The 17,614-nt window shown below is 60.9% G+C and carries 21 protein-coding genes; 6 read left to right on the top strand and 15 right to left on the bottom strand.

The genetic code is table 11. The annotated features are described in order from the left end of the window. Positions 1-368: 368 nt before the first annotated feature. Complete coding sequence (locus ACIGDJ_RS03555) at positions 369-1,139, bottom strand: alpha/beta fold hydrolase (RefSeq protein WP_313003010.1); 771 nt, start codon at positions 1,137-1,139, stop codon at positions 369-371. Positions 1,140-1,250: 111 nt separating this feature from the next. On the opposite strand from ACIGDJ_RS03555, the gene ACIGDJ_RS03550 reads away from it, so the two are divergent. Beyond that, positions 1,251-2,210, top strand: coding sequence for an aldo/keto reductase (locus ACIGDJ_RS03550; protein ID WP_397478336.1), 960 nt, complete (start codon positions 1,251-1,253; stop codon positions 2,208-2,210). A 6-nt stretch (positions 2,211-2,216) separates the two neighbouring features. On the opposite strand, the gene ACIGDJ_RS03545 is transcribed toward ACIGDJ_RS03550, so the two are convergent. Then, the gene (locus tag ACIGDJ_RS03545) at positions 2,217-3,110 is read right to left on the bottom strand and encodes a LysR family transcriptional regulator (protein ID WP_101162637.1); all 894 of its coding nucleotides are present in this window, start codon (positions 3,108-3,110) and stop codon (positions 2,217-2,219) included. A 96-nt stretch (positions 3,111-3,206) separates the two neighbouring features. On the opposite strand from ACIGDJ_RS03545, the gene ACIGDJ_RS03540 reads away from it, so the two are divergent. Next, entirely contained in the window at positions 3,207-3,677 is a 471-nt protein-coding gene (locus tag ACIGDJ_RS03540) for a cupin domain-containing protein (protein ID WP_101162636.1), read from the top strand. 122 nt (positions 3,678-3,799) lie between these two features. Here the strand turns inward: ACIGDJ_RS03540 and paoC are convergent, their stop codons facing one another. The 4 genes from paoC to ACIGDJ_RS03520 form a co-directional block, all read right to left on the bottom strand. Further along, entirely contained in the window at positions 3,800-5,998 is a 2,199-nt protein-coding gene (paoC, locus tag ACIGDJ_RS03535) for an aldehyde oxidoreductase molybdenum-binding subunit PaoC (protein ID WP_397478335.1), read from the bottom strand. Beyond that, positions 5,995-6,951, bottom strand: coding sequence for an FAD binding domain-containing protein (locus ACIGDJ_RS03530; RefSeq protein WP_397478334.1), 957 nt, complete (start codon positions 6,949-6,951; stop codon positions 5,995-5,997). The genes paoC and ACIGDJ_RS03530 overlap by 4 nt, the downstream gene beginning before the upstream one ends. Beyond that, the gene (gene paoA / locus ACIGDJ_RS03525) at positions 6,948-7,571 is read right to left on the bottom strand and encodes an aldehyde dehydrogenase iron-sulfur subunit PaoA (RefSeq protein ID WP_101162633.1); all 624 of its coding nucleotides are present in this window, start codon (positions 7,569-7,571) and stop codon (positions 6,948-6,950) included. The genes ACIGDJ_RS03530 and paoA overlap by 4 nt, the downstream gene beginning before the upstream one ends. 268 nt (positions 7,572-7,839) lie before the next feature. Further along, positions 7,840-9,594 (bottom strand): L-lactate permease, encoded by a 1,755-nt coding sequence (locus ACIGDJ_RS03520; RefSeq protein WP_397478333.1) that lies wholly within the window; start codon positions 9,592-9,594, stop codon positions 7,840-7,842. Between the two features lie 246 nt (positions 9,595-9,840). On the opposite strand from ACIGDJ_RS03520, the gene ACIGDJ_RS03515 reads away from it, so the two are divergent. Continuing rightward, a complete protein-coding gene (locus tag ACIGDJ_RS03515; RefSeq protein WP_016775135.1) occupies positions 9,841-10,047 on the top strand; it encodes a hypothetical protein in 207 nt (68 codons plus the stop codon). A 44-nt stretch (positions 10,048-10,091) separates the two neighbouring features. Here the strand turns inward: ACIGDJ_RS03515 and ACIGDJ_RS03510 are convergent, their stop codons facing one another. Continuing rightward, positions 10,092-10,373 (bottom strand): hypothetical protein, encoded by a 282-nt coding sequence (locus ACIGDJ_RS03510; protein WP_397478332.1) that lies wholly within the window; start codon positions 10,371-10,373, stop codon positions 10,092-10,094. Positions 10,374-10,854: 481 nt separating this feature from the next. Here ACIGDJ_RS03510 and ACIGDJ_RS03505 point away from each other — a divergent pair, with 481 nt between their 5' ends. Next, positions 10,855-11,937 carry a hypothetical protein gene (locus tag ACIGDJ_RS03505; RefSeq protein WP_397478331.1) on the top strand — a complete coding sequence of 361 codons (1,083 nt, stop codon included), beginning with the start codon at positions 10,855-10,857 and terminating at the stop codon, positions 11,935-11,937. A 112-nt stretch (positions 11,938-12,049) separates the two neighbouring features. Here ACIGDJ_RS03505 and ACIGDJ_RS03500 read toward each other — a convergent pair whose 3' ends face one another. The 7 genes from ACIGDJ_RS03500 to ACIGDJ_RS03470 all read right to left on the bottom strand — a co-directional run bounded on the left by ACIGDJ_RS03500 (position 12,050) and on the right by ACIGDJ_RS03470 (position 16,011). Next, positions 12,050-13,051, bottom strand: coding sequence for a glutathione S-transferase family protein (locus ACIGDJ_RS03500; RefSeq protein WP_397478330.1), 1,002 nt, complete (start codon positions 13,049-13,051; stop codon positions 12,050-12,052). A gap of 92 nt (positions 13,052-13,143) precedes the next feature. Beyond that, on the bottom strand, positions 13,144-14,145 hold the full coding sequence (locus tag ACIGDJ_RS03495) for a glycosyl transferase family protein (protein ID WP_101162628.1): 1,002 nt from the start codon (positions 14,143-14,145) through the stop codon (positions 13,144-13,146). Further along, positions 14,142-14,477, bottom strand: a complete 336-nt coding sequence (locus tag ACIGDJ_RS03490) for a TusE/DsrC/DsvC family sulfur relay protein (protein WP_313002969.1) — start codon at positions 14,475-14,477, stop codon at positions 14,142-14,144. The genes ACIGDJ_RS03495 and ACIGDJ_RS03490 overlap by 4 nt, the downstream gene beginning before the upstream one ends. Further along, positions 14,474-14,767, bottom strand: a complete 294-nt coding sequence (tusB, locus tag ACIGDJ_RS03485) for a sulfurtransferase complex subunit TusB (protein ID WP_101162626.1) — start codon at positions 14,765-14,767, stop codon at positions 14,474-14,476. The genes ACIGDJ_RS03490 and tusB overlap by 4 nt, the downstream gene beginning before the upstream one ends. Then, positions 14,767-15,123, bottom strand: a complete 357-nt coding sequence (gene tusC / locus ACIGDJ_RS03480; protein WP_101162625.1) for a sulfurtransferase complex subunit TusC — start codon at positions 15,121-15,123, stop codon at positions 14,767-14,769. Before tusC ends, tusB begins: the two co-directional genes overlap by 1 nt. Position 15,124: 1 nt before the next feature. Beyond that, positions 15,125-15,517, bottom strand: a complete 393-nt coding sequence (gene tusD, locus ACIGDJ_RS03475) for a sulfurtransferase complex subunit TusD (protein ID WP_101162707.1) — start codon at positions 15,515-15,517, stop codon at positions 15,125-15,127. Between the two features lie 161 nt (positions 15,518-15,678). Continuing rightward, positions 15,679-16,011, bottom strand: a complete 333-nt coding sequence (locus ACIGDJ_RS03470) for a DUF6388 family protein (protein ID WP_101162624.1) — start codon at positions 16,009-16,011, stop codon at positions 15,679-15,681. A 133-nt stretch (positions 16,012-16,144) separates the two neighbouring features. Between ACIGDJ_RS03470 and ACIGDJ_RS03465 the strand changes: the two genes are divergently transcribed. Then, positions 16,145-16,495 (top strand): hypothetical protein, encoded by a 351-nt coding sequence (locus ACIGDJ_RS03465; protein ID WP_397478329.1) that lies wholly within the window; start codon positions 16,145-16,147, stop codon positions 16,493-16,495. A gap of 103 nt (positions 16,496-16,598) precedes the next feature. On the opposite strand, the gene ACIGDJ_RS03460 is transcribed toward ACIGDJ_RS03465, so the two are convergent. Further along, entirely contained in the window at positions 16,599-17,024 is a 426-nt protein-coding gene (locus tag ACIGDJ_RS03460; RefSeq protein WP_313002946.1) for a GNAT family N-acetyltransferase, read from the bottom strand. A 151-nt stretch (positions 17,025-17,175) separates the two neighbouring features. Here ACIGDJ_RS03460 and ACIGDJ_RS03455 point away from each other — a divergent pair, with 151 nt between their 5' ends. After that, a complete protein-coding gene (locus ACIGDJ_RS03455) occupies positions 17,176-17,613 on the top strand; it encodes a hemerythrin domain-containing protein (RefSeq protein WP_101162621.1) in 438 nt (145 codons plus the stop codon). The last annotated feature ends 1 nt before the right edge of the window (position 17,614 follow it).

Here is a 17,614-nt window from a genome sequence, read left to right as displayed (position 1 = left end):
AAGCCCACCCCCACAGGTTTTTCGGCTGCACCCAGATCCCGCCAACCCACAAATCTCCTGTGGGAGCGGCTTGCTCGCGAAAGCAGTGTGTCAGATACACATTTTGACCTGACCCTCCGCTTTCGTGAACAAGCCCACCCCCACAGGTTTTTCGGCTGCACCCAGATCCCGCCAACCCACAAATCTCCTGTGGGAGCGGCTTGCTCGCGAAAGCAGTGTGTCAGATGCAGATTTTTGACCTGACCCGCCGCTTTCGTGAGCAAGCCCACTCCCACAGGTTTTTCAGCTGCACCCAGATCCCGCCAACCCACAAATCTCCTGTGGGAGCGGGCTTGCTCGCGAAGGCGGCCGCGTGATCGCTACATCCCTCAGCGATTCAACACATCCTCTATCCACCGCAGATATTCCTCACGCTCGGATATCGAGTTATGCCCCGAGTCCGGCACCACCTTCAGCGTCGCCACGCCCGCAGGAAAACTCTCGAACAGCCGCTGCGTGCTGCTGCGTCCAATCACTTCGTCATGACTCGCCGCCAATAACAGCGTCGGCACGCGAAGGTGCGCCGCGTATTTGCCCGATTCGAATCGATCCTTGAGCAACCATTTCACCGGCACCCAAGGGTATTGCCGGGCGGCGATTTCTTCGAGACTGTTGAACGGCGTCACCAGGATCAGCTTGTGCACCGGCCGCTGACTGGCCAGGCGCACCGCCACGCCCGAGCCGAGGCTGCGGCCGATCACCGCAATCTGTGGATGGCTGGCGTAGACCTGATCGAACAACGCCAGCGCATCTTCGGCAATCGCGGCTTCCGAAGGCGAGCCGGTGCTGCCACCGAAGCCCCGGTAATGCAGGAAATACAGCGCATAGTCAGGAAACGCATCAGTGAACTCCGGCAGATTGCGCGAGACGTCCTCGGCATTGCCGCCAAAATAGATCAGCGCCCGTGATCCGCTGCGTTCTCGCGCAGTCACCCACACGTCAGCGTCCGGCATCGACAGTTTCAATCGCGAATCTGCTGAAACCACCGCGGCAGGCTGGGGAAACCAAATCAGCGAACGCTGAAACACGAACAGCGCGGCGCACAGCACCAGGTACACGGCAATGATGAAAACGACGAGTGACATCAGGGTTCGGGACATTCGGCTACTTTTAACGGAGTGTGGAGGTGGCTGTGGCAGTGTAGTTCAGCGAGTGCGCCTGCCAGCCTGCGCACACACCATGCAACAGATCCGCGCAGCAGGAGGATCCGCATGCGCCACACTGAAGGTTATACCCGTCGCCGCTTGCTGACCCTGGCTGCCGAGGCTGCGGTGGTGTTGACGATTGATCGGGCGTTGGCCAGCGGCACACCGCCGGCCATCACTGCGCCACACGCGGCAGGAGACCAGACCATGCAGACCCGCGCCATCCCTTCCAGCTCCGAGTCGCTGCCCATGCTCGGGTTGGGCACCTATCGCGGTTTCGACGCTGCACCGGGCGACCCGGTTTACCGACAATTACCCGCCGTACTCGAAGCGCTGTTCAGGAAGGGCGGCACGCTGATCGACAGCTCACCGATGTACGGCCGCGCCGAGCAGACCACCGGTGAACTGTTGTCGATCCACGAACCGCGATCGCCGGCCTTTCTCGCCACCAAGGTATGGACTCGCGGACGCGAGGAGGGCATCGCGCAGATGGAGGAGTCGTTCAGCCTGCTGCAGACAGAGCGCATCGACCTGATGCAGATTCACAACCTGCTCGACTGGCAAACCCACCTGCCGACACTGCGCGAATGGCGAGAGCAGGGGCGGATTCGCTACATCGGCATCACTCATTACACCCCGTCGGCGTATGACGAGGTCGAAGCGGTGTTGAAGGCCGAGAAGCTTGATTTTCTGCAGATCAACTACGCCCTCGATGACCGTGGCGTGGAAAAGCGCATCCTGCCTCTGTGCCGTGAACGCGGTGTGGCAGTGATCTGTAATCGACCTTTTGGCGGCGGCGACCTGCTCAACAGGCTCAAGGGCAAGCCACTGCCGGCCTGGGTCTCGGATGTGCAGGTCCACAGTTGGCCGCAACTGGCACTGAAGTTTCTCCTGGCACATCCGGCGGTGACTTGCGTGATTCCGGGGACGAGCAATCCGCGCTACATGGCTGAGAACGCCGGAGCTGGATTTGGGCCGATGCTGACCGATGCGCAGCGGCATCAGCTGATTGCGTTGCTGGGCTGAACCGGATCAACCGCGATAGCGCAACGCTTCCAGCAACAACGCAAACGCCGGCGCTGCCTGGCGTCGGCTCGGGTAGTACAGGTGATAACCGGAAAACGTCGGGCACCAATCGGCCAGCACCTGGACCAGGCGGCCGTCGGCCAGAAAGGGCGCAGCAACGTTTTCCGGAATGTAACTCAGACCAAAACCGTCCAGCGCGGCGTCGAGCAACGGGTACACGCCGCTCAGCGTGACTTGTCCGCAGACGCGAACCTTCAGGCTTTCTCCCTCCTTTTCGAATTCCCACGCATACAGTCCACCATTAGTGGGCAGGCGCAGGTTATTGCAGGCATGGTTGGTCAGATCGCGCGGGGTCTGCGGCGTACCGCGCCGGGCAAAATAAGCGGGCGACCCGACTACGACCATGCGCATGTCCGGGCCGATGCGCGTGGCGATCATCCCTTGTGCCACGTCCTCGCCCAGACGCACCCCGGCATCGAAGCCCTGGCCGGCGATGTCGACGAAACCGTAATCACAGCAGACTTCGACGGCGACATCCGGGTACTGCGGCAGGAACGCTTGCAACACCGGGCGCAGGATCCAGTTCAACGAGTGGTCAGTGGCACTGATGCGAATCTTCCCGGCCGGGGTTTCACGCAGGTTGCTCAGGGCGGCCAGTTCCCCTTCGATTTCATCGAAGCGCGGACCGATGGTTTGCAGCAAGTGTTCGCCGGCCTCGGTCGGCGACACGCTGCGCGTGGTGCGGGTCAGCAGGCGCAGGCCGAGTCGCGCCTCGAGGCTACGAATGGTGTGGCTGAGCGCCGACTGCGAAACACCGAGCTTGGCGGCGGCCTTGGTGAAACTGCGTTCACGGGCAACGGCGAGGAAGGCGAGCAGGTCGGCTGCATTTTCCCGAAGCATTGATGATTGTCCTGCATAAGTTTTTTTGGATTCTAGTCGATTATCCGAAGAGTGCTGACCGCTACAGTGAGCCATTATTTATCCGGAGGAACCGCTATGAACCCGATTGCTGCTTCCGCACTGGCCCTGTCGCTACTGACTGGCGAGGTGCAGGCCACCGAAAAACCGCGTGTCACCGTTACGCCGAATGGCTCCCAGCCCTCGGCCAAGGGGCCGGCTGAGTGGTTCACCGGCACGGTGCGAGTGGATGCCCCGTTCAAGGGCACCGACGAGGGGCGCGTCAGTGGCGCCACCGTAACGTTCGAGCCGGGCGCGAGAACGGCATGGCATACCCATCCGCTGGGGCAGACATTAATCGTGACTTCGGGAGCTGGGTTCGTACAGGAATGGGGCCAGCCGGTTCGTGAAATCCGTCCGGGCGATACCGTGTGGATAGCCCCGGGCGCCAAGCATTGGCACGGCGCGGCGCCGACGACGGCGATGAGTCACATCGCGATTGCGGAAGTGCTGGATGGCAAGGTCGTGGACTGGATGGAGCAGGTCAGTGATGAGCAATATCCGCGCTAAGCAAAACACCCTGTAGGAGCTGTCGAGTGCAACGAGGCTGCGATCTTTTGATCTTGCTTGGGAGATCAAGAGATCGCAGCCTGCGGCAGCTCCTACAGGAGTGTTTTTACGGCGACGTTTCTTCAGATCATCTCGGGCAACGAATCAAGAATCTTGTCCAGCGTAATCGGATACTCACGCACTCTCGCGCCGGTAGCGTTGTAGATTGCATTCGCCACCGCCGCACTCACGCCGCAAATCCCCAATTCACCCACGCCTTTGGCCTTCATTGGCGATGAGATCGGGTCAGTTTCTTCGAGGAAGATCACTTCCTGATGCGGAATGTCGGCGTTCACCGGCACTTCGTATCCAGCCAGGTCATGGTTGACGAAAAAGCCCAGACGCTTGTCCACCGCCAGCTCTTCCATCAATGCCGCGCCGACGCCCATGGTCATCGCGCCGATGACCTGACTGCGCGCCGACGTCGGGTTGAGAATTCGCCCGGCAGCGCACACCGCGAGCATGCGCCGCACCCGGACTTCGCCGGTGGCGGCATCGACGGCCACTTCGACGAAGTGCGCGCCAAACGTTGATTGTTGATACTTCTCGGCCAGATCGCCGAATTCGATGCTGTCCTCGCCAACCAGCGCGCCGCCTTCAGCCGCGTTGCGCAGCGGCAGGCTCTTGTTGCCGACGCGCACCTGACCATCGACAAACTCGGCCTGATCCGCCGCCAGCCCGAGCTTGGCGGCGACCGCTTCGCGCAGTTTCACGCACGCAGCGTAGACCCCGGCGGTCGAGCAGTTGCCGCCGAACTGGCCACCAGAACCGGCCGACACCGGGAAGTCCGAATCGCCCAGACGCACCACCACATCATCCAGGCCGACGCCCATCATCTCCGCAGCCGTCTGGGCGATGATCGTATAGCTGCCAGTGCCGATGTCGGTCATGTCGGTTTCGACGATCACCTTGCCGTCGCGCTCCAGGCGTACACGGGCGCCGGATTTGACCAGCAGGTTGTTGCGAAACGCCGCCGCGACGCCCATGCCGATCAGCCAACGACCTTCACGGCGGGTGCCCGGCTGCGCGTTGCGCTGATCCCAGCCAAATTTCTCCGCCCCGAGCTGTAGACATTTGACCAGTTGACGCTGAGAGAACGGCCGCTCGGTTTTCACCGGATCGACCTGAGTGTCATTGACGATGCGGAACAGCACCGGGTCCATTTTCAGTTGTTCGGCCATTTCGTCCATGGCGATTTCCAGCACCATCAAGCCCGGCGCTTCGCCCGGTGCGCGCATGGCGTTGCCTTCAGGCAGGTCGAGCGGGGCCAGCCGCATGCTGACGCGGCGATTTTCTGCGGCATACAACAATTGACTGGGTTGCGCGGCCAATTCGACCTTGCCGTCGGCGAGGTTGCCCGACCAGCCCTCGTGGGCGATGGCGGTCAGCTTGCCATCGGGCGTGGCGCCCATGCGGATGCGCTGAATCGTTGCCGGGCGGTGGGTGGTGTTGTTAGCCATTTGCGGGCGGGCGAGGGCGACTTTTACCGGCCGACCCGCCATGCGCGCGCCGAGGGCCGCGAGGATCACATCAGCGCGAATGAACAGTTTGCCGCCGAAACCGCCGCCGATGTACGGCGAGACCAGGCGAACGTTCTCCTTCGGCAGGCCAAGGGTTTTTGCAATGTCGCCGACACTCCAGGCGACCATCTGATTCGACGTCCACACGGTCAGTTGGTCGCCTTTCCACGCAGCCAGTGTCGCGTGCGGTTCCATCATCGCGTGGGACTGATCCGGGGTGGTGTAGGTCTGGTCGAACTGCACCGGTGCGGCGGCCAATGCCTTGTCGAAATCACCGTGATTGACGTCGGGCAGCTCGTCTTTCGGCTCGACGCCGAGGTCTTTGACGCTGGCCAGATCGAACTTGCCCTCGAGGGTTTCGTAATCGACCTTGACCAACTGCGCGGCAGCGCGGGCCTGTTCGAAGGTCTCGGCAACCACCAATGCGACGGCTTGCTGGTAATGCTGCACTTCGGGACCGGCTAGCAGATGCGCGGCGTTGTAATCACCTTTATCGAGTTTGCCGGCGTTCTCGGCAGTGACGATCGCCAACACACCGGGGGCAGCTTTGGCCTCGCCCAGATGGATGGCTTTGATTCGTCCTTTGGCGATTGCCGAATCAACCATGAAACCGTAGGCCTGATTGGCCGCCGCTTCATGTTGCTCATAGGCATAGGTCGCCTGGCCGCTGGTTTTCAACGGGCCTTCGATGCGCTCGGTAGGCTGGCCAACGACCTTCAGACGATCGATGGGGTTGGTGGTGGCGGGCGTGTCGAATTTCATGCGGTTTCCCTCGCTTGCGCCAACACCGAGGCCAGCGTGCGCTCGACCAGTGTCAGTTTGAATTGGTTGTCATCGGTAGGTGTCGCGCCTTCGAGCAGGCGTTCGCTGACCGCTTTGGCGCCCTTGGGCAGCAGCGCTTCTGCGGCTTCGACCCGCCACGGTTTCGGCGCAATGCCGCCGACGGCAACGCGGCCGGTGCCATCCTTTTGCAAGATCAAACCGACCGAAACCAGCGCGAAGGCGTAAGACGAGCGATCGCGAACCTTGTGATAAATGTGCGTGCCGCCGACTGGCGCGGGCAGGGTCACGGCGGTGATGAATTCACCGGGCGTGAGACTGGTTTCGATGTGCGGCGTGTTGCCCGGCAATTGATGGAAATCCGCCATGGCGATGCTGCGCTTGCTGCCGTCAGGTTTGACCGTTTCGATCTGCGCATCCAGCGCGCGCATGGCAATGGCCATGTCGCTCGGGTGGGTGGCGATGCAAGCGTCGCTGACGCCGATGATCCCCAGCTGCCGGGTGACGCCGCCGATCGCCGCGCAGCCACTGCCGGGGTTGCGTTTGTTGCAGGCCTGGTGGGTGTCGTAAAAGTAGGGGCAACGGGTGCGTTGCAGCAGGTTGCCAGCGGTGGTCGCCATGTTGCGCAGCTGCCCGGAAGCCCCGGCGAGCAAGGCGCGGGAGAGCAGGGCGTAGTCCTTGCGCACCCGCACGTCGGCGGCCAGATCGGTGTTGCGCACCAGCGCGCCGATGCGTAATCCCCCTTCGGGCGTGGCTTCGATCTGGTCCAGGCCCAAGTGGTTGACGTCGATCAGGTGCACTGGGGTTTCGATGTCGAGTTTCATCAGGTCGAGCAGGTTGGTGCCGCCGGCGATGAACTTGGCGCCTTCGACTTGCGCAGCCTGGGAAGCGGCTGCGGCAGGCGAGTCGGCGCGGCTGTAATTGAAGGCTCTCATGCCGGCACCTCCGCGACTTCAGTGATGGCTTCGATGATGTTCGAGTAGGCACCGCAGCGGCAGATATTGCCGCTCATGCGTTCCTGCAGTTCGGCGGCGATCAGTTTGGGCGCCTCAGTCAGGCTCGGGCTGACGTGGCTGGGAATGCCATCGCGAATTTCCTTTAGCACAGCGACCGCCGAGCAGATTTGCCCCGGCGTGCAATAGCCGCATTGGTAGCCGTCGTGCTTGATGAACGCGGCCTGCATAGGGTGCAGCTTGTCGGGCATGCCGAGGCCTTCGATGGTGGTGACTTCGCTGCCTTCGTGCATCACCGCCAGGGTAAGGCAGGAGTTGATCCGCCGACCGTCGGCGATCACCGTGCACGCGCCGCACTGGCCGTGGTCGCAGCCTTTTTTGGTGCCGGTCAGGTGCAGGTGTTCGCGCAGGGCGTCGAGCAGGGTGGTGCGGGTGTCGACTTCGAGGGTTTGCGGTTTGCCGTTCACTTGCAGGGTAACTTGACTCATGGCCGGTTGCTCCAGACTGGCCGCGTAGGCCTTGAGGCTGATAAAGGGGGGCATGGCGAACGCCGTCGCGGTTACGGCGCCGAGGATCATGAAGTTGCGTCGGGAAATCGGCATGGTTCGATTCCTTGTCTCTCATCGGGCGGCAGGATTGCAAATGGCCCAAACGGGCGCGCCGGCATGCATGCCAGTCTCGTAAAAGGAGTGACCGCCGAAGAGGGGAAAAGGTTTTGTCGGATTTGCGCTAAAGAGTTATGTGCGCAGTTCATCAATCAACTCCGTGGGCGCGAGCTTGCTCGCGAAGAGGCCGGCACATTCAACTTCTTCATTGACTGAGCGTATGTCTTCGCGAGCAAGCTCTCCCACAGGGAATGGGTCTATCTGACTAATGTGAACCCACCACCATCGAGGTAAACGGCGCGACATACGCCTGCAACGTCACCAGCCCGCCGACCAGGATCGCCAGCACGATCGAGTGGAAGAACACGTAACGCAGGATCTCGCCCTCATGCCCGTACCAACGGGTCGCAGTGGAAGCGACGACGATCGACTGCGCATCGACCATTTTGCCCATCACCCCACCGGAACTGTTCGCCGCCGCCATCAGCACCGGGCTGATACCAAGTTGTTCCGAGGTCACCCGTTGCAAGCCGCCAAACAGCACGTTCGAAGCGGTGTCCGAGCCGGTCAGCGCCACCCCCAGCCAGCCGAGCAGCGTGCCGAACATCGGATAGAAAATCCCCGTCGCCGCAAAGGCCAGGCCCATCGTCGCGTCGAGTCCCGAATAACGCGTGAGAAAGCCCAGCGCCAGCATCGCTGCAATCGTGATCAACGAAAACCGCACCACCCACAGCGTGCGCAGGTATTGCTTGATCAATTGCGGGATCGAATAACCCATCAGCAAACCGCCAACAATCGCCGCCAGCAGGATCCCGCTGCCGGTGGCGGTCAGCCAGGTGAATTTGTAAATCGCTTCCTCGGCTTTCGGCGCCGCAACCACTGGCGGCACCTTCTCGATCTGCAGGTGCAGGTTGGTGAAGGTCACTGCCGGGGCGAAGATCGGGTTGGCCTCGCGCACGGGTTTGCCTTGCGGGTCGAGCTTGGCCGATTGCGTAACCGGGTCAATCACCGGGCGCGTGTCGAACATGTTCTTGAAGCCCTGCGTGCCCCAGGCGAACACGAATAGCGTGAGAATGATCCAGGGCATCCACGCGCGCATCACGGCCGGGCGCGCCTGATCGCTGAAGGCGTCACTGGCGGTGACTTTTTCTTCGTCGACCCTGGAGTTGTCGACGCGCCCGGACAGCGCTGCCGAGGTGTGGATGGTCGCCGGTTTCCACACCTTCAGGAACAGCGTCAGGCAGGCCATGGAAATCAGCGCGGCGATCACGTCCACCAGCATCGGCCCGTGGTAGTTCGACACGAGAAATTGCGGAATGGCGAAACTCACCCCGGCCACCAGAATCGCCGGCCACACTTCGAGCATCTTGCGCCATCCGGCGAAGGCCCAGATCAACCAGAACGGCACCAGCACCGAGAAGAACGGCAGCTGCCGACCGACCATCATCGACAGCTCCATCTCGTCCAGCCCGGTGACTTTGGCGAGGGTAATGATCGGTGTGCCCAGGGCGCCGAAAGCCACCGGCGCAGTGTTGGCGATCAGCGCCAGGCCCGATGCGGCCAATGGCGAGAAACCGAGGCCGATCAGGATCGCGCCAGTCACCGCCACCGGAGTGCCGAAACCCGCCGCGCCTTCAAAGAACGCACCAAAGCAGAAGGCGATCAGCAGCAGTTGCAATCGTCGATCGTCGGTGATGCGCGCGAGGGAATCCTGAAGCACTTTGAACGAGCCGTTCTCGGTGGTCAGGCGATGCAGAAAGATGATGTTGAGGACGATCCAGCCGATCGGCAGCAAGCCATTCGCCGCACCGAACAACGCCGCCGAGCCGGCCATGCCCGCCGGCATGTCGAAGGCGAAGATCGAAATCAGCAGGGCGGACGCCAGCGCCAGCAGCGCCGCCAGATGCGCCTTGACGTGAAAGAACGCCAGCGCCGCAAGCATTACCACCACCGGCACCGCAGCCATCAGCGTGGAAAGCACCGGATTGCCGAACGGGTCATAGATTTGCTGCCAGACCATGGTCCACCTCTGCTTGTTGTTATTTGAGGATGCAGATCCATTGCATGGGGGTTGGTTGCAAGCAGTATAGGTGGCGTTACGCCGCTGTTCGGCTGCGACGAACAAGCCGACAAACGGTCAATAGTGGCCAGTGAATCAACGTGCTTTTGCCCGGTCGTATTTGCGGCTGCGCGCACTGCGTCCCGAAGACGCGGGCAGCGTGGCTATTTTCCGTCGTCAAGACCTTGGGTTTTAGGGAAGTGTTGAATGAAGCAAGCGACAACCATGCTGCTCACTGTGACCGCCGCCGTATTGCTCAGCGGCTGTATTGCGGATTTCGATGATGATCATCGGCATGGCCGGCATTACGACCGCGACCATGGCCGCTATTACGACCATGACCGGCGCTGGGACGACCGCGATGACGACCGCCGCGATGGCCGTCGTTATCACCGCGATCGCGATGATGACTGAATGAATGAAGAGGGCGTTGCCGCTAACGGAACGCCCTCTGTGCATCAGTTGAAAAAACGAGCGTTCGCCTGGACGCGGGATCGCGCAGGCACCGAGGCCTCGTGATCGAGCAAATGGGTGGCGAGTATGTCGCTCAGAAAGCGGAACTGATCGTTGAGGCCGACCACTTCATTGCTGAAATGATCGCTTGCGGCGGGCATCAGCAGATCGTCGAAGTCTTCGTTGAACACCAGCGCCTGAGCCTTGCGCGGCACGACGTGCTGTTGATAGTAGTTGCTGCCGAACACCGGGAAACTCACGGAGAGGGTGACTTGGGTGTGGACCATGATGTGAACGCCTGGTTGTGTGTCGGATGAGCTAATCGTGCCTTTGGCGAGGGAGGGGCGGAAGGCAATCGTGGCGATGGTGGATATCGACGACAGTGATGATGAACGGGATTTCCTTTTAGAGCGGGCTTGCTCGCGAACGGTATCTCAGTCGATACATTGGGGTGACTGACGCACCGCTTTCGCGAGCAAGCCCGCTCCCACAGTCGATAGCTGACACTCCTCAGAGCCTTGGCAACCTCCAAACCAGCCGGTCCTGGCACGCCACCAATCCACAGCCATGCCGAAAAACCTGTGGGAGCGGGCTTGCTCGCGAAAGCGGCAGAGCAGTCAACATCGATGGCGACTGGCAAGACGCTTTCGCGAGCAAGCCCGCTCCCACATTGGTTCGCGGGGTTCTCCACTAACATCAGCCAAGCAGCCACAAGCCTCGCACCTATACTCAAATCTGCACCTCCCCAAGCCAAAGGACACCACCACCGTGAACCCGCGCGCGCTGGTCGTCGCCGCACTGTTTCTGTTTGCCGGCTGCTCCACCTCGGCCCGGGCGCCGGTAACTGCGCCGCGAGCCGTGGTGGTATCGGCGCACACCTGGCAGCAGATCGACCGCGAAATTCTCAGCGCTTCGCAGCAAGCCACCGACCAGGTGAAGTTGTTTGCCCGTGGCTCGATGGAACATTGGCGCACTCGTATCTATCAGCAAACTGAAGAAAATTTCATCCCCTGGTTCAGCAGCTACTGGACCCAGGAATGGCTGTCGATGAAGGTCAGTTGGTACACGATCAGCGCCGGCGGCGAGCAGGACGCTTCGGCGAAACGGCTGGCGGCGTATCTGCTTGAGCAATATCAGGAAAAGGTCCTCGCACCGGTCGCAGTGGAGGTTGACCCGGACGCGATCCTGGCTCAGGCCACGGCGTTCTACGCGCAATTGATGGCACAGCAGATGCCGCTCATCGCCCAGCGTCATGGCGTGCCGATTGCGCAGCTCAACGCACGCTTGCAGAAAATCCCTGCCATTGCCCTAGGCCCACCGCCTGCACGGGATGCTTCGCTGTTCAGGGTGATCAGCACCGAACCGCTGAACACTCTGCCGGCGTACGCCGCGCTGATCGACAAGATCCACACCGACGGCGGCACCAAAGGCATTTCCTCCACCGACGCGGCGATGGCGCCGGTGGCCAAACGCGCCAGCCAGCGCATCGAAGCGGAAATGGCCCCGCGCGGCGCCGCCAGTGCAGTGGCGGCAGCGGCGGGCAAACTGGCCGGAGCAATGATTTCGGTTGGCGTGGCCGGCATTCGCGCCATCATCCAGGCCAACGATCGCCCCGACAGCGAAGCGCTGATCCGCAGCAGCCTTGGCAACACGTTCGACAAGGCCTGGCTGAAGTTGCTGCAGAATCCGACTACGGGGGTGATGGCGGGCACGTTGCACATGGCCGGGCAGGTCGAGGGCAGTTTGGGTGCACATGAGGAGCCGCCGGTCGGGCTTGAGGCAGATGGTGTGCAATGGCGTCCACCGCAATCGCCCAGTCAGCAGATCGAACCCCTCCTGCAGACCCGATGAAGTTTGACGGCCAGCGGATGATTTCGGCGGTTTGAAAACGCTTCCCGTACCGACCTGCGGCAGCGTGCAGTCGCAGCGCTTGCCACAGAGCCTGGAGCGCCAAGTCGAGCAATCAACGTTGACGCCAGACGCCTTTGCCGCTCAACCGCGACCGGTCATGCGCCACGGTGAAATCCTGCTGCGGGCCCTTCGGCACCACCCCGGTCGGGTTGATGGTTTTGTGGCTGCCGTAGTAGTGATGTTTGATGTGCTGCAAATCCACCGTCTCGGCAATCCCCGGCCATTGATACATCTCGCGCAGCCAATTGGACAGGTTCGGGTAATCGGCAATGCGCCGCAGGTTGCACTTGAAGTGCCCGTGGTACACCGCGTCGAAGCGAATCATGGTGGTGAACAGACGCACATCGGCTTCGGTCAGGTATTCGCCGCTCAGGTAGCGATTGGCGCCGAGCAACTGTTCCAGATGGTTCAGCTCAGCGAATACTTCGTCGAATGCCTGCTCGTAGGCCTGCTGCGACGTAGCGAACCCGGCGCGGTAGACACCGTTGTTCACTGCCGGATAGATCCGCTCGTTCAGTGCATCGATCTCGTTGCGTAGCGGCGCGGGGTAGAAGTCCAGGTCATTGCCGGTGAGGCCGTCGAAGGCGCTGTTGAACATGCGGATGATTTCCGCCGATTCATTACTGACGATGCGCTTGAGCTGTTTGTCCCACAGCACCGGTACCGTCACACGCCCGGTGTAGTCAGGGGTATCAGCGGTGTAGCGCTGGTGCATGAAATCGAAGCCATCGAGTTTATCGCCTGTCGAGCCGAGCCCCTTGTCGAAGGTCCAGCCATTTTCCAGCATCAGCCAGCTGACGACCGAAACGTCAATCAGGCTTTCCAGGCCTTTGAGTTTGCGCACGATGAGCGTGCGGTGTGCCCAGGGGCAGGCGAGGGAGACGTAGAGGTGATAGCGCCCGGCTTCGGCAGCGAAACCGCCGTCACCGCTGGGGCCGGGCTGGCCGTCGGCGGTTACCCAGTTGCGGCGTTGCGCTTGTTCGCGCTGGAATGCGCCGTCCTTGCTGCTTTCGTACCACTTGTCCTGCCAGTGGCCGTCGACAAGTAAACCCATGATCAAGACTCCTGAAAACCAATATTCGTTGGAGTCGAGTCTATTCCTGTGGGTTCGAACAAAAAGCGCAAAGATCGGGCGCTAATCATCGGTTAGATCGATGTGTTGCGTGTCGCCCAATACTGCTCGGCGGTTGCAAACGCCTCTTCACGCTGTTGACCGAGGCCGCGCAGGGCGAGGGCCATGGTCGCAATCAGGGCCATGTGCGGATAACTGTCGACCACGTCGCCTCGCCAAACCGCTTTCAAGTGTTCGATGTCCAGCGAGGCGGGTTTGACGTGACGTTGCGCTGACAGTTGTGGCCATTCTTCATCCCAGCTCTGGCCGCCGCTGGTGCCATACAGATGGCTGGTGGCGTCAGGGTTGATCTCGATTTCACCGCCATCGCCCTTGACCACAATGGCCGTGTCGCCGAGCAAGCCGCTCGCATCGCGATGCACCGCCTGGTAGCCCGGATGGAAAATGCTCTGCAGGCCACAACGTGCACCGAGCGGATTGAGGATTCGCGCCAGCGAGTGAATCGGCGAGCGCAGGCCCAGGGTATTGCGCAGATCGATCATCTTCTGCAACGGCGGCGCCCAGTCCATCAGCGGCATAAAGGCCAGTGCACCGTTGTCCAGCGCCGCGCCGACCTGCTGCCAGGTGCGGCACAAAGGGATATTCAGTTCGCCCAGCAGTTGTTCGCTGTACAGGCGTCCGGCCGTGTGTGCGCCGCCGCCGTGCATGAAGATGCGCACGCCGTTCTGCGCCAGGCATTTCGCCGCCAGCAGGTACCACGGCAGATGGCGCTTTTTGCCAGCGTAGGTCGGCCAGTCCAGATCGACATTCAATGCCGGCGCCTGCAAGCGTTCGCGCAGGGCTTGGGTGAACCCGGCCATTTCCTCAGCGCTTTCTTCCTTGTGCCGCAGCAACATCAGGAAAGCACCGAGCTGGGTGTCTTCAACCTGATCGTCAAGCACCATGCCCATGGCCTGGCGGGCTTCCTCGCGCGTCAGGTCGCGGGCGCCGCGCTTGCCTTTGCCGAGAATGCGCACGAATTGCGCGAACGGGTGCTCGGCGGGCGTTTCGAGGGTCAATGCTGGGAAGTCGTTCATAGGCAATTCGTCGGTTTGGGCAGGCCCGCCAGTTTCGCGGCGAGTTTGGCAGGGGTGCCTTTGAACAGTCGGTTGAGGTGCAGACTGTTGCCTTTGTCCGCGCCGAGTTTCAACGCGGTGTACCTGATCAGCGGGCGCGTGGCAGGGGACAGCTGGAATTCGCTGTAGAAGCTGCGCAGCAGCTCGAGGACTTCCCAGTGTTCGGGGGTCAACTCGATGTCTTCGGCGGCGGCGAGGGCGGCGGCGACTTCAGTCGACCAATCGCTGAGGTCGACGAGAAAACCGTCCTTGTCCAGTTCGATGGCGCGGGCGCCGACGGTCAGAGAATTCATAGCCAGCTGTTGACCTTGTCATGATGGATCGACAGCTCGACGAAGGCCGGGTAGTCGACGGCTTTGGCCCAGTCCGGAACCGCAATCGCACGTGCTTGTGCGTCTTCAATCAACACAAAGAGGTTGATGGGTCGCTCTTGCAGGGCTTCGAACGGGGCTGTCTCCGGCTGCAGCGCATACACCGCATCACCGGACAACAACACAGCATCGGCGCTGCCGAGCAAGCGCAGGCAACTGCTCAGGCGATCGTCGCCGAACGGGGAATGAGACAACACATGCAAAGTCGACATCAGAGGGTGATCACCTGGTCGTAACGGTCAATAAGGGCGGTGATTTGTTCAATGGCAAGCGGCTGCGCTTCGTCCAGCGACACCTTGCCGAGGCCGCGCGCAATGGCGCTTTGCGCGCAATAGTACAGCTCTTCGACACCAAACATCGGCAGCGCCTGCAGATTGGCGCTGAGGTCTTTTTGCTGCAAGGCTTTGGCGTTTTGCCCGGCGGCCAGTTGCAGCACGCCGTCATCGAGAAACAGCACGCCAAGCGGCAGATCGAACGCGCCACCGGCCAGCACGATATCCAGCGCTTCCCGCGCGCCTGGGCCGGACCAGGGCGATTGGCGGCTGATGATCAAAAGCGATTTGGCCATGTCACGCGCCTCCGAAGCAGATGAGACGGTCAGCGTCCTGCACGGCGTCGTGCAACTGACCAAGGCCGGACAATTCCCACGGCGCGCTCAGCGAAATCGCTTCACGCTGGTAACGCTTGGCTTCCTCTTCATTCAACACGCCACGGCGCAGAGCAGCGGCGATGCAGACCACGCCATCAAGTTGCTTTTCGTTGATAAAGGCGCGCCATTGTTTGGGCAGGTCCAGCTCATCCTGCGGTGTCACCACCGCATCGGAGGCATTGAATATGCCGTCCTGATAGAAGAACAGCCGGACAATCTCGTGCCCGCCGGCCAGCGCGGCCTGGGCGAACAGCAGGGCCCGGCGCGAGGAGGGCGCATGGGCAGCAGAAAACAGCGCAATGGCGAACTTCATGATGGACTCGATCAGCGAAACTGCGGCCATGATAAAGCTTTATTACGCCAGCCGCGAAACCCGGGTTTCACGCAGATACCTTTGTTGGAGCTGCCGAAGGCTGCGATCTTTTGATCTTGAAGAGCAAAATCCAAAGATCGCAGCCTTCGGCAGCTCCTGCATCAATTCGGAGTAATGCCGTAGAGATCGCAATACTCGATCCAGTCCATCCCCGCCATTTCCGCGACTTCCCGATGCACCTCAAGCCGTTGCGCCTGATAGTCCTCTGGCGATTCAGCGGTTAGCTGCAGCGTCAGCTCCCAGGCAAACAATCCCTGGCTTTCCGCCTCAGCCTCAAATGCTTCGTGCAAGCGCTCTTCGCGATACTGCGCCTGGGTTTCGCCCTTGGCCTGGGCCAGTAGCGGGTTGAGATGATCGAGGGTTTCACGCAATTCGGGTCGCGCCTCGAGAAACAGTTTCAGAGCCTGTTCATGTCGCTGGTCGCTAGGCGCCATGTAATTTCCTTGTGTGACGGATGACGGTAGGGTGCCGCAGCTGCTCGCGCGTGTCGCGCATAAAAACAGTAAAGCAGAACGATTTGCCGCGTTGCGGTGCTACAGTCCGCTTTTTTCACGATGAGCAAATGCAATGCGAATGCTGATGGTAGCGCTGGCGGCGGCCTTGTTGGCCGGGTGCGCCGGTTCGGTGATGAACGATGCTCGCACCAAGAGCCCTGACAAGGTCCTGACCTCCGACAAACCCGAAAAAGACGTCGCCCGCTGTGTGCAATTCGCCTGGCAGGACGAAGCGGTGTTCGGCGTCGACGCGGCAGCCTATCTGGAATCGCGCAAGTCTGGCGGCACGACGGTTTACACGCGTTCGGCGGAGTCGTTTGTCGATGTGATCACCGAAACGTCGGGCACGACGTTGAATTATTACGCGCAGCAAAATGATTTCGTCGCGATGCGGCGGATGGCCGCGATGGCGACCTGCCTCTGATTTTGCGTCGAAATGGCCAGTATTTTCGACAGGAGGCTCGCTCCCACATTGGAACGAAGTTCGACTTGTGGGAACGAGCTTGGTCGCGAAGACGGCGGCACATTCAATCGATCAGGCGCTTCTGAAAGTAGTGCCGCTTGTGCCCTGGTGGGTAATCAACGATTTCCCCAAACTGGCTGAAACCCAGCTTCTTGTAAAATTCCGGCGCCTGAAAATCGAAGGTGTCGAGCCAGAGGCCGTAGCAATTCTTTTCCTTGGCCAGGGCTTGCGCTTGAGCCATCAATTTCGAGCCGATCCCCTGTCCGCGACACTGTTCCGGCACTGACAGCAGTTCGATGAACATCCAGCGAAAAATCATTCGTCCATACAAGCCACCCAATATCGCGCCATTTTCGTCTTTGACCATCAAGGCGAACGGCTCGGATTTCGAGCCGCCGGTTTGTGCATCGTTGTACTCGATCAGCGGCTGCAGAATGGCCTGCCGCTGTTCCTCGGTAGGGTTCTGCGTCAACTCGATACGCAAATTCATGCATGACTTCCTTGTGTAATCGGACCGCCAGCCTAACGCGTCCGGGCAAGCGCCTCCAAGCCCTTCGACCAAACAAGCGGAACCGTCGATCAAGCGCTGGGGTCTAGGCTTTATCGCGTCTTTCCCTGAGCGCGATTGATGAGGAAATCCCGTGAATATTTTTGAAGCCCTGCGCGAAAGCCACGAGCGCCAGCGCACTTACGCCAAAGCTCTGATCGCGACCAGCGGTGACAGCCCTGAGCGGGTCGAGGCCTACAAGCAGCTCAAAGCAGAACTGCAAGCGCATGAAACCGCCGAAGAGCGGCACTTCTACATCCCGTTGATGGAAATCGACGAAGGCGTTGATCTGAGCCGCCACGCCATCGCCGAGCACCACGAAATGGACGAGATGATGGAAGAACTCGACGAGACGGAAATGTCCAGTCCGGCCTGGCTGGCCACAGCGAAAAAACTTTCGGACAAGGTTCATCACCACCTCGAAGAAGAAGAGCACAAGTTCTTCCAGATGGCCGGCAAGCTGCTCGACGACAAACAGAAAACACAGCTCGCCGGACAGTACGAAAAGGAGTATCAGGCGCAATTGTCTTGAT

The organism is Pseudomonas sp. NPDC079367, from assembly GCF_044542195.1.
In the GTDB taxonomy this organism is placed as follows: Bacteria; Pseudomonadota; Gammaproteobacteria; order Pseudomonadales; family Pseudomonadaceae; genus Aquipseudomonas.
The sequence above is the reverse complement of the archived record's forward strand: the minus strand, read 5'-3'. Positions and strand labels throughout refer to the sequence as shown.